This is a genomic window from Candidatus Bathycorpusculum sp. (assembly GCF_009778815.1).
Taxonomy (GTDB): domain Archaea; phylum Thermoproteota; class Bathyarchaeia; order Bathyarchaeales; family Bathycorpusculaceae; genus Bathycorpusculum; species Bathycorpusculum hydrogenotrophicum.
In genome coordinates this window covers 18,759-30,234 of record NZ_WRFL01000027.1, presented here as the reverse complement: position 1 = coordinate 30,234, position 11,476 = coordinate 18,759, and the positions used below count along the sequence as shown (strand labels likewise).

Annotated in this window: 10 protein-coding genes and 1 tRNA gene; 6 read left to right on the top strand and 5 right to left on the bottom strand. The window is 42.2% G+C overall.

The annotated features are described in order from the left end of the window. Positions 1 to 172 precede the first annotated feature (172 nt). Positions 173 to 1,471 carry an NDP-sugar synthase gene (locus FWF39_RS06665; protein ID WP_343382662.1) on the bottom strand — a complete coding sequence of 433 codons (1,299 nt, stop codon included), beginning with the start codon at positions 1,469 to 1,471 and terminating at the stop codon, positions 173 to 175. Positions 1,472 to 1,843: 372 nt separating this feature from the next. On the opposite strand from FWF39_RS06665, the gene FWF39_RS06660 reads away from it, so the two are divergent. Further along, the gene (locus tag FWF39_RS06660) at positions 1,844 to 2,998 is read left to right on the top strand and encodes an SIS domain-containing protein (protein WP_343382661.1); all 1,155 of its coding nucleotides are present in this window, start codon (positions 1,844 to 1,846) and stop codon (positions 2,996 to 2,998) included. A 171-nt stretch (positions 2,999 to 3,169) separates the two neighbouring features. Here FWF39_RS06660 and cca read toward each other — a convergent pair whose 3' ends face one another. The 3 genes from cca to FWF39_RS06645 all read right to left on the bottom strand — a co-directional run bounded on the left by cca (position 3,170) and on the right by FWF39_RS06645 (position 5,563). Beyond that, positions 3,170 to 4,588, bottom strand: coding sequence for a CCA tRNA nucleotidyltransferase (cca, locus tag FWF39_RS06655; RefSeq protein WP_343382660.1), 1,419 nt, complete (start codon positions 4,586 to 4,588; stop codon positions 3,170 to 3,172). 9 nt (positions 4,589 to 4,597) lie between these two features. Continuing rightward, the gene (gene thpR / locus FWF39_RS06650) at positions 4,598 to 5,164 is read right to left on the bottom strand and encodes an RNA 2',3'-cyclic phosphodiesterase (RefSeq protein WP_343382659.1); all 567 of its coding nucleotides are present in this window, start codon (positions 5,162 to 5,164) and stop codon (positions 4,598 to 4,600) included. Positions 5,165 to 5,335: 171 nt separating this feature from the next. Next, positions 5,336 to 5,563: a DUF3006 domain-containing protein gene (locus FWF39_RS06645; protein WP_343382658.1), complete on the bottom strand. Its 228-nt coding sequence runs from the start codon at positions 5,561 to 5,563 to the stop codon at positions 5,336 to 5,338. A gap of 325 nt (positions 5,564 to 5,888) precedes the next feature. Here FWF39_RS06645 and FWF39_RS06640 point away from each other — a divergent pair, with 325 nt between their 5' ends. After that, a complete protein-coding gene (locus FWF39_RS06640) occupies positions 5,889 to 6,365 on the top strand; it encodes a hypothetical protein (RefSeq protein ID WP_343382657.1) in 477 nt (158 codons plus the stop codon). Positions 6,366 to 6,515: 150 nt separating this feature from the next. Here FWF39_RS06640 and FWF39_RS06635 read toward each other — a convergent pair. Further along, positions 6,516 to 6,592: transfer RNA gene (locus tag FWF39_RS06635), tRNA-Asn, on the bottom strand. A 394-nt stretch (positions 6,593 to 6,986) separates the two neighbouring features. On the opposite strand from FWF39_RS06635, the gene FWF39_RS06630 reads away from it, so the two are divergent. From FWF39_RS06630 to FWF39_RS06615, 4 genes are all read left to right on the top strand, one after another. Further along, positions 6,987 to 7,130, top strand: coding sequence for a hypothetical protein (locus tag FWF39_RS06630; protein WP_343382656.1), 144 nt, complete (start codon positions 6,987 to 6,989; stop codon positions 7,128 to 7,130). Between the two features lie 514 nt (positions 7,131 to 7,644). Then, positions 7,645 to 7,836, top strand: coding sequence for a hypothetical protein (locus FWF39_RS06625; RefSeq protein ID WP_343382655.1), 192 nt, complete (start codon positions 7,645 to 7,647; stop codon positions 7,834 to 7,836). A gap of 241 nt (positions 7,837 to 8,077) precedes the next feature. Continuing rightward, a complete protein-coding gene (locus FWF39_RS06620) occupies positions 8,078 to 8,236 on the top strand; it encodes a hypothetical protein (RefSeq protein WP_343382654.1) in 159 nt (52 codons plus the stop codon). 260 nt (positions 8,237 to 8,496) lie between these two features. Beyond that, on the top strand, positions 8,497 to 11,238 hold the full coding sequence (locus tag FWF39_RS06615) for a PKD domain-containing protein (protein ID WP_343382653.1): 2,742 nt from the start codon (positions 8,497 to 8,499) through the stop codon (positions 11,236 to 11,238). The last annotated feature ends 238 nt before the right edge of the window (positions 11,239 to 11,476 follow it).

Sequence of the window (11,476 nt, the reverse complement as noted above, 5' to 3'; positions counted from 1 at the left end):
TTACGTACTAATATAACTATGTTTTGGTTTATGGGAAATGTCACTTTAAGGCGTAATTATAATTTAGACGGTTTTTTATGCCCCATTACAACGTCATAGTTACATTTCTCGGGATTTTAGGATACTACAAACAAAGCTTAGCATATCAGTCAAAACTATATGGAATATATAGTTAAGAACTGGAGTTTACAGTTTGATTTTGAAACTCGCCCCGGATATGCTGATGCGGATAAACCTTTGCATCCCTTAACATACAACCCTCTTCTAGGATAACATCATCTGCAACCACACTTACCGAATTTATCCAAGTAGGCTTATTACCGCTTGAATTAACCACAACATGCCGCCCAATAATACTGTCCTGAATTTCCGCACTATCCCCAACTATCACACGATCCATAACCGCCGAATTAGTTATCACCGCATTTTTACCAATCCGAGTAAAATTATCAATACAACTATTAACGATACGCGCACCATCTTCGATTTGACAGTGTTGCCCAATCAACACCGCACCCTCAATCTCAATCTTTCCACGCTTAACCTGATTGATGATTTCTTCCCGACATTTTTCTGAATCAGCACGATTTCCTTGCACCCAAATCATGCTATCCTCACTTAATCTACCACCAAAATCCTTAAGCGTAGACAACCCACCCTGCAACAAACTCTTCATGGCCTCAAGATAACTCCTAGGAGTGCCCACATCATACCAATTACTCTTCAACGTATACCCATACACCGGACGACCGGTTGAGATAACATACGGAATAAAATCATAACCAAAATCCAACCTATTTTTTTCCCTGATAAGTTGCTGTACGCCTTTTTCTTTAAAGATCTGCTGTATTTCAGGTGAGAGCACATAGAGCCCAGTATTGGCAAGATTACTTGGAGCATCTTTAGGTTGCGGTTTTTCAACAAATTCTTGAATACGCCCTGACTTGTCAATATTGGCTATCCCTAAACCTTCCACATTGTCAACTTCTCGAAGAACAATAGTTAGCACCGCCTCTTTTTCTTTGTGAAACTCGATGAGATTTTTGATGTTTATATCAAAAATGTTATCACCCTGAACCGCAAACACAGGGTTAGTTATCTCATAGTAATCCATATTTATACGCGCAGAATCAGCACTGCCTAAATCCGCCACATTTGGTTGATACTTTATATGAATCGGTGGATCGATACCATACCGTGCAGAGAAACCAGTTCCCGACTCAAAATAATCATAGAGATCACGATAGTTGGTGTAACCTTTGACACCAAAAATAAAGTTACGTATGCCCTGATTTGCCAGCGACAACAATGAAAACTCTACAAGCGGCCTATTAAGCAAGCGCAGACAAGCTTTACTGGTCTCAGATGTTAATGGCCAAAGCCGTGTAGCTTTCCCGCCTACCGGAATAATAACATGCAGTTTATCTGGCGTATAATTGTCTCTGACGGAAGATTCACAATGATTGCTCAAGCACTTCACCAAGACATATCTGTAGTTGTAGGTGCAGTACTGCTTTTAATATTTGTTGCAACCCCCTATTTCTTGTTTTGTTTATTTGGGCGTCATGTTTGCTTTACGTTGGAGCTGTTTGGTTGACTACGCTTATTTCCCTATCCTGTTTCTGTTTGTACGCTTTTTTGTTAGCAGAAATGTGTTTTTGAGTCACGGTCTGGGTTATTTTTCCACGATAAATTTGCCTTAAGCGGCACAGACTTGTGCACGTTGACTACATTTTATGTATCGTATATTGTATTTAGTGCTTAATGTCCTGCGCATCTTCTATTTGCAGGCACAAGGATAATATAGATAAGCTTTGAATCATCTGAACGGATAGTGCCCAGGATGAAGAGTAGAGTCAGTAGTCTAGGTTATGTTAACCGCATACAAGAAAATGTTCTAGCGATCAAAAAGAAAGATCTCGCGGTCCTCTATGAGGATCTCAAAGCTGCTGACTGTGTGATTTGCGGCGGATCAGGACGATCTCTCTACTCGCTCAACGCTGCCATGAGCCAAAGTGCACTTGCAACTGCAGGATGGCGCAACAAAGTTGTTCTAACACCTGATGATCCTGGATTTCCCGGAAAAAGCATGTACGAAGCCGCCATGGAATTGGAACGGCGCTACAAAAAAACGCTACTTCTGATGAACTCAGGTAGCGGCTACAGTGACGACCCCTTGGTCATGGCCCAAGACCTCGCCAAATATATCGAAGACAAAAAATCAACCCGTTTCTCCATGGGTCTATTTACCTCAGCCCAAGAATCCCCCCTAGCCGATATCACCAGTAAATACGGCTCTGTTGTACAACTAAAAGGCCGAGGCAAACTCAAACCCAGCTTTGAATACTCCGAAACAGGCATGATGGGCGACATCTTTGAACTCGGCACACTTGAACTTCTCAACAGCATGGTAGAAGCGATATATCGCAACCTCGACGTTGACGAAGTCTACAAATTGTGCAACGAAGAATTCACAGAACTCGGCACCTTAATAGACAACAATGTTAACAGCGAAACCTATGTACGCCTTGTCGATTTACTTGAAAGACGCACCAACCTATTTCTAGGCGGAAAAGGCACCGCAAACGAAATCGCCAAAATGACCGGCGTCAGACTATTTCACCTAAAAAGCTTTCTAGGCGACAACGTCTATATCACCCGCGGCGTCAACACACCCCACCCAAGAGCAGGCGATTTAGAAATTCTACTTTCCTGCTCAGGCGAAACCCGCCCAGTAATCATATGGGCCGATGTACTCAAAAAATTCGCCGGAACAGTCTTTGCCATAACAAGCAATGAAGAATCCACCCTAGCCAAAAAAGCAGACCTCAAAATCATACTACCCGAAGAAGCACAAACCAACTCTCCCCGACGATTCTACACACGCGCCGCCTACGTCCTAAGCCCCCTGCCAATGAAGCTCGTAGAACGTCTCGGCGAACGAGGCCTAAACCTGCCTGAATACATCATCAGCTGGTACCACAGCGCCACCCAATAGACACAAAAAATAATTGCCAAACCAGTCGCCTGCAGTTACTGCAATAAGTGCGGCTGGTATGGATCCTGCAATTATAGGCAGAATAAGGTATACAGTATTTAATGTCAAAAACTTCTGTCTTTTTAGTATCTACTGCTTACTATGGGTACTGTTATATTGGTTCTAAGGTTTTTAGGTTACTAACCAAAATGGTTTGCCCGTCAGAAATTCAGTGAGAAAAACCGCAAAATCCGCGTTTTCCCTATAAATTTCAAGTATCTCGCCATCAACCATAACTTTGCAGTTCTGTTTTATGGCTTCTGCAACTAATTCTGCAATTCCCGCAGATTTGCCGCCATCTGCGAGTTTCTCTTGCAACAATATTGTGGCGTTGCTGTATCTGCGGGGCATCTCAACAACCCAGCGGTCATCCTCAATATAGGGACCCACATACACATTACTTTTATCCATATGCTTGGCCAGAAATCTCTCACATTCCCCTTGGCGCTCTAGTTGCGGTCCAAGATGCTTTTTCACACAGGACAACATCTGTTGCTTGAGCTCAAAAACAAACACACAAAGCGTTGATTCGTTACTCCAAACTGCGTCTCGCAGAATCTCAAAATCATGGGTTTCAAGTAATTTACGCAGAGATCGTTTGGTGCGATAGAGCTGTCCCCACAATACGTCTGGAACGGCCTCTATCCCGCCGATGACTACCCAAAGATGAGTCGTGGTTTGTGCAGCAAGGCGACACTCCACTATATCTGGATGAAATGCCTGAATGGGCGGTGGATAGAAAAAGTCTTGACTTGGCGCTTTTAGATACGCTCTTGTTGCTCCTATGAATTCATAGAGTTTTTGGGGTTGAACTGCCGAGGCAACATTTCTGTTCTTATCAACAGGATCCACAACGATTAGCGGCTCAACAAAAAGTAACTCTACCTCTTTTTTTGTACAATTAACATAAACGCCCTCGATGTCAACTATTACGCGTTTACTATAATCTGCAAATGTTCTAATGACGCCTTCAAAGGAACCATATTGCATAACCAAAAGCTCGCAGAGATACCCGCTAAAGCCGCCGACTTTGATTTCTGCACCATAAACCCCGATGCCTTGCATGAACTTTTTAAGTAGTCGTACTTCACCGGTGCGCTCTTGGCCTAAATGCGTCCGGATATAGTTGGTATGGTAGGGCGTGCGGTCCGTTGCACTTTGCCACTCACCGGGCTTGGCATCATAGCAGGGCACAATATCAATGCGGTAACCCTCCACAAAAATTTCGAGATACGGATGCTCCGCATATCGCTCAATTTGTTTGGCATCACCTGCGGCTTTTTTAGCGATGCGCAAACTGATCTCATTGAGATTTTTGCGCACAATAGCTGTAGGCAACCGCATAAAGATGTCTATGTCTTGATTTTCGCTTAACCACGTATCCTTAGCAACTGAACCCTCCACTCGGACAGTTGCATCTATACCCTCCAATCGGCAGACTTCTTGGATTTTTTGTTCAAATCTCTGGCTTAATGCGTTAACCTTTAGACGTTCTTCTGGGTTAGGTGTGATTTTCTGCAGTATCTGAGAGGTTAGCGCATCTTGGCTCATCTTGAGGCCTTAGGGGCAGTATTCTTTGAGGGTGGTATAAGCGGGGCCTTTGGGTGCGAGCTGGCTTTTTTTGAGGCGCAGACAACTGGCGCGTATGTTGCCAAACTCATAATTTTCTTGGCGCTCGGCAAAATCGACGAGGCGTTGTTTGTTAGCGCCTGAGCGGACCCGTGCGATGGTTAGATGGGGACTAAATCCGTTGGGGTCAGGTGCAAATCCTAAATCATGAATCTGGGGTTCTAGTTGCTCAAAGATGCTCTTTAGTTGGTCTGCACCATCTCGTATACCTGCCCAAACTACTCGGGGGTAGTTGATGGTGGGGAAAACTCCTAAACCTGATAGTTGAATGTTAAAGGGTGTAAATTTGACGTTTTGCATGGCGGCATATATTTTGTCTACCATGTCAGGGTTGATGGGTCCTAGAAAACGCACGGTGATGTGAATGTTTTTGGGTTCTACCATTTTGAGATCGGCGTTAGTTTGCAGAAGAGATTTTTGGATGCTTGCAATTCTGTTTGTGACACTGTCGTTTTCAAGGTCGAAAGCTATGAAGCTTCTAATCTGTTGCTCGGACATACTCATCTTCAATCTAAAAAACAGACAACCGAAATAAATGCTTTTAGAAGAATCACAACATTCAATGTTCATGATAGAGCAGGTTTTTGAAGCATGTGTTTGTTTTCTGTGAAAAACAGCGCTGTCTTTTGGGGTCTGCAGTTGGGTGGGACGTTTATGGTTTGGTAAATCTTACTTTTTGTTTTTTGCTTTTAGGTGTTCAAAGCGTTTTGTTATCTCTGCTCTTCGTTGCTCAGTTTTTGCAGTATCTACTGTGTAAAATGTTCCCTCGTTGCTGAGATCTATTAGCACATCGCCTTCACAAACCCCGGTGCTGATTTTTGACAGTGGTATGTCTGACATTACCCCGTCGATTTCGCAAACAGCTATTCCGTTCTCTATTCTATCAACAATTATCATCGTTTACTTGCCTCCAAGCCTGCAACCGGTGCATGTCGCATCTTGTTATATCTCACTGTATGTATAGTATCCATAAATCTGTTCTATTGTCTCTTTTTTGAGTATAGGCTTTGGAAACTTGAAAATAGCGCGGAAGTAAACGATTGGTGTTGCCGAAAGGACTTGAACCTTTGACCTGCTGATTAACAACATGATTTCACCGCTTACATTTTTGTATTGTATGCCTTTATGTTTTTGTATATTAGCAGTCAATAAATCATAAAACTGCTGATAACCAGACAGGTAAACATCATATGTTTGCACTATGGTTAGTATGGTGTCAGGTGTGAATGAGAAAATAACGCCACACATATACAAACTAAAATACCGATTGCTAATCTACACAATGGTGTGGTTTATAGGTTTACTCTTGTTGCATCTGAGCGTCTATGCGTATGCTTGGCTTGGTTTTGAAACAATGCTGAATGCACTTGGTTTGATACTGGTTGGTGCAGTTTTACTATCAGTTATACTGCTCTTTATTCCTGTGTTTGTGATGGGTGAGATGATAATGGGTATTTACATCAAGACAAATATATACAAACTGAAAAACAGATTGATAGTTTACACAATAGCCGGTTTGAGCAGTAGTTCGTTTTTGGGGCTTCTAAACTCTTATGAGTATATATTCAGAACTGATTTCTATAACACACTATTGTGGAATGAAAGGTCACTGATAATGTGGTTTGTGCTTATCTTTGTTCCCGTATTCGTAACAGGTGAGGTATTGCGATTCATAGTTAGAGGATGCACACAGAAATAACTTAATTTCTTTTATTATAACAGATGTGTCGAATGTATCTTCTTTATTTTTTATATGCTTAGAAAAATCTCTGTTTACTTTTCTTGTTGGAGTAAATTGAAGTAAAATGAGTGAAGTAAATCTGGTATTTCCTTGATTGGAATGGAGAATTGGCGCCGCCGAAAGGACTCGAACCTTTGACCTACTGATTAACAGTCAGTTGCACTACCGGGCTGTGCAACGGCGGCAAACCACCGGTATATCTGCCCTTCTCATTTCCACATAGGTATTTAAGCATAACACTATTATTTGTGGCAGTGTTTGTTTGATTTAGGTCATAAAAAAATGTTTCAGATAAAATATTGGCCAAGTAATTGCGTAAACATTTTTATTTACTAATCAGTAAAAAATGCTGTGAGTTATATACTCAAGTTTCACAACACCAACTCATAGCCTGTAAACTTTTGCATATTTAGCAAAGCCACTGCACAAAAGGCTTGACTGCACAATTATGTGGTGAACACTCGTATTTATCTCGGCCACTCAATTCATAACACTGTCATAACAAAATTATGTGGGGATCCCATTCCTTGTTACCGTAAACTAAATACCCACCCGAACATACCCAAATGGGGGAATGGTATGAAAAAGATCTTTGTTACATTCCTGTTTACCCTATTGGTTGCTGAATTAGTTTTTGCAAGCTTAGCCTGTATAGGTGAGTCGCATGTTCAAACCCTGCCCTCGGCACCTCAAACAGCCAAAACAGCTCAGTTGATCGTTTGATGTCTGTTCAAACGATGGATCGGCCTGTTTTTGTGGTTAGACGTATTCGACCTGGCTCTAGGTGTGATCTTTGCGGGGTGTATGCTGTTTAGTATGAATTACTCACTCCGTTGCATGATACGATAACTCGTTGTCCAAGCTGTTATGAGAAACTTAGGCGGACATATGTTAATGCTGAGTTTAGAGTTGCTGAGCCGGAGATGCCGCTGTATCCAGAGAAACCAAGGAGACCTAACATGCCGCATCAAATAACGCGACAAACCATCCCCCCTCCCCCTTTATTGTTTGGCTGGGTGTTTTGGTGGGTTGTGGGTTTGGTTTTTGTGTTGTTTTAACCAAATTTTCCCTTGTGACAGGCAGGTTGATTATTCTGTCAGGCGGTTTACAGTGTAGTTCTTCGGGTTTATGTTGTTGTTAGTGTGAGTAAGCCCTCCAAAACTTTGTAAGCGCAAGATTCATGAACCATATCTGCTTTTCTTTTTTGGAATTAAACCTAATATGGCAGGGAAACATTATGGAAACTGACAGCAACATACCCGTATTGGAGGTTAGAAAACGTCTTTTTTTGTGTTTGGACGATGTTATTGGGTTTTCGAAGAAAAAAATCGGTACGCCTAAAAAGCTGGAGGCGGATTATCAGTCATATTTGCGTATTTTGGTCTCAGCAGTTTTGGCTTATGGAAAACTCAGAGTTAAATACGCTTGATTTGTTGGAGCGGCGTCTTGAGGTTTTAGAGCAAACAACAGGTGGTGCTGGTACGTCTTGAGTTTTAAAAGCCGTTTATCTCGTTTAGAGAAAAAGCTCTCAAATCCTGTTAGTCTTCTTTGTCTTTGAGGAGTGAGGTTTATTTTTTGTTGAGGTGTTATGAGTGTTTGCTTGATTTTGATCGGGCGGGGCCACGCAGGCGCAAAAAGAGGTGGTTTGGTGTCGATATGTTGAGGCGGTTGTGGAGTTTTGCAGAGCCTACCCAAATAACGGCATTTACTTGTTGCCGCCAAATAATTCTTTGGACACCCTTGAAGAACCCAAATTTATAGCCCCATACCGCGAAGTAAATCCAGCGCTTAAACCCTGCCTTCATTTGATAGAGGAAGTTGAGAGATAGGCTGAAGAAGCGCAATAACTGATGGGTGGTGTTGCCTTGTTTTGTGTTTGTGTGAATCTGCCATAGAAATGTTACGTAGTCCGTTTTTGCTCTAATATTCTGCTCTCATATGGTGTGCGGTTGCCTTTTTATGTTCCAAAGTTGTTTTTAGGAAAGCTTTAAATTTATTTTTATTCTAGTATATTAAGATAAGTGTAAGCATTAATGTTGAACTACATTTGCGATACTTCTTAATCTTATGTATAACTGAGTTGAATATCATGAACAAAAACAATAAAACTCCTCAAAAATGGTTGACTATACTTCTCTCTGTGATATTGGTTATAAGTGTTGTATGTGTTTTTATGCCCAGTGCTAAAGCTGCCGAGTTGACACCACAACAAAAAGCATTAACCCTAACCACTGAGGTGCTAAGGTTTGATACCACAAAATATGAGATACACGTCGAAAATTATGAACGCAGTGCAGAAATGGGATATCTTAGTGTTGTTCCACAACACATCGTAGCCTATACACTCACCTCAAATCACGAAAATGGTTTTCGATTATCCTATACATTTGCAAACAATAACCTGCAAATGATCACGATCTACAAAGATGGATCTGCACAAGCAAGATCTAATTATTTTATAGATGTTGATGTTGCCAAAGATTTCCTTGCGAAATACCAAAACTATGCCGGGAATTCTCTGTATAATCGACTGGGCTCTATAATACCTGTGGATAGTATTCCAGGTAACGTTACGGTGAGCTCGGAGGATATTGTTCTTGAGATTACACTCACTGAGGATTCTACTCTGTTTAAGTGGTACTATGCGGTTAATGGTGCTGAGGCGCCTTATTCCAAGTTTGTGTCTCTTGAAGTTGGGCGGGGAGTTTTGATTGCGTTTGTTGATAACTGGCATCTATACCCTGTGGGTAGTACTTGTGTGGGCCTTTCAAGAGATGAGGCGCTTGCTGTTGCGCTTGAGGCGGCTAGGAGTCATGTTTGGAGTTTAGATGTTGAGGCTTCTAGTTTGTCGGTGGATAATTTTAATGAGGATAGTGTGCGTTGGGAGGGTTTGGTTTTTATGGGTTCGTTGAATGCGGATAGCACTCGCAGTGAATATCTTTTAGAGCTTTATCCGGTTTGGCGGTTTGGTATTGCATTGGATAAGTGGTATGGGTATATGTATGGTGTGGAGGTGGATGTTTGGGCTGATACGGGTGAGGTTAGGCGGGTGCATGAGGCTTGGTCATCTATTCTTCCTGAAGAGGAGGAGGCGTTTTTTGCTGGTATGGAAGAGCAAACTGTGGTGTTTGATACTGGTTTGAGTTTGTCTGTGTTGGTTGTGTTCTCTGTTTGTGTTGCTATGGTGTCAGGATTTGCTGTTGTCTGTATGGGCGGAGCAAAAAAACTACACTATGCTGGCTTGTTTAAACGGCATGGTTTTAAAGTCAGCGGTGTATTGTTCTGTATTATCCTATCCTCAACCCTGTTTTTGGGTGCGCTTGAAACTGTCAACGCCACAACATCACGCGGTGCCGCAGTCTGGGGCTCAGAAAGCACATACGCCGGAGCATACAATCCCAATCCGAATAACTGGGTAAATTGGCGCAAGAGTTACACTGAAACTAACTATCAACGAAGTATTTGTGGGGATATTGGTGGTTTCTTTCAAAATGGAGGTTATACGGGTAATGGTGGAATTAATCATCAAGGCTTAACTGGTTTGGGGTCCGCTGCCAGTCAAATTAGAAGTGATATCTCGGCGTTGTATTATTCTAAGGATTATGTGGCTGTGGTTGATTTCGATCATGGTGTTGGAAGAACTGATGGCTATCCTGGATTAAACGAATTCCACTACATGTTTGAAGACAACAACGGAACCCTGAAGTTTCCCAATGATCCTCCGAGTGAGCGGCCGGGTAATGCGGTGTATGATTGGGAGGTTTATAACTGGGTAACTCAGAGTAAAACTGCTTTTGTGTTCATTAGCACTTGTCTGTCGGCGGAGACTGCGGGTCAGGGTATGTTGCCGCCTCATTTGCTGGTGTATCCTGAGCGAGCTGTGAGTATGCCGTTTGCTTGGACTGGGCGTAAGGTAGCTAGTCTGGGGGTTTCGGGTTTTGATATTAGTACGCATATTAGTGGTGATGGGTATGGTAGTCCGGATTGGGGTAATCAGGTGTATATGGGTTTTCGTGTGGGTGCGGCATCTTTGGAACAGTCTCTTTCCGGTCCTAAGGGAACATATACATATTTTGATTGGGTGAAGAGTTTTCTGCAGAATGCCTTGACGATGGATCAGTCGGTGAATAATGCTTTAGATGAGGCTTCGCGGGAGTGTACAGGTTTGTCTTTTGCCTCTTCTCCCTTGAAGAATGGGTTTGTTCCTTATTGGTGGAACATATATAATACTACGCCAAGTAAGTTGGAGGTGTATGGGAATGGTAATATCCATTTGAAGGATTTTGAGCCGCATACTGTTAGTTTGCCCTCTATTGGCGGTCCAACAAGCGGCGCTGTTGGTGTATCTCATAGTTTCACAGTATCTTCTTCGGTTGACTCGTTTGGTCATAGGGTACGCTATATTTTTGATTGGGCTGATGGCACAACGACAACAACGGGGTATGTTAATTCTGGAGCATCTGTTTCGGTATCTCATGCGTGGAGTACTGATGGTGTGTATGGCGTTAAGGTGTATGCACAATGTGAGGATGGAAGTCCTAGCAGTTTGTCTGGACCCTACAATGTTGCGATTGGAACTAATCCTTGGTTGATAATTGATGCGTGGGATGACTATGGAAACGAGTTGAATGTGGGGGTCTATATTGATGATCAGCTTGTGGGCGGTACTCCGGGGGCTTTTATGGTGACATCGGGTTGGCATACTCTTAATGTTGATTGGCAAATCTATATTTTTACAATCTTTGATTCGTTTAGCGATGGCAGTGATAATTGTGGATACCAATTGATAACTTCGAATACGACGTTAACTGCGAATTATCGTTGCACATAGCACCGTTGTAGTCAATCTTTTTTCTTTTTTGTTTTTGTTTGATGTGTTTCAGAATTAAAGAATGCTGATCAGTAAACGATATATGGTGTTTGTTGCTATCTTTATTGATATTACAAGGTAAAATATTGGGTGTGAAATAGTTGAGGTTTGTTTGCAGGGTTGTGGGGTTAGTTTTTGTGTTTTTGTTGGTTTGTGGTTTGTTTATTGAGGTTTCTGTTTTGGCGGCGACACTGCCTTT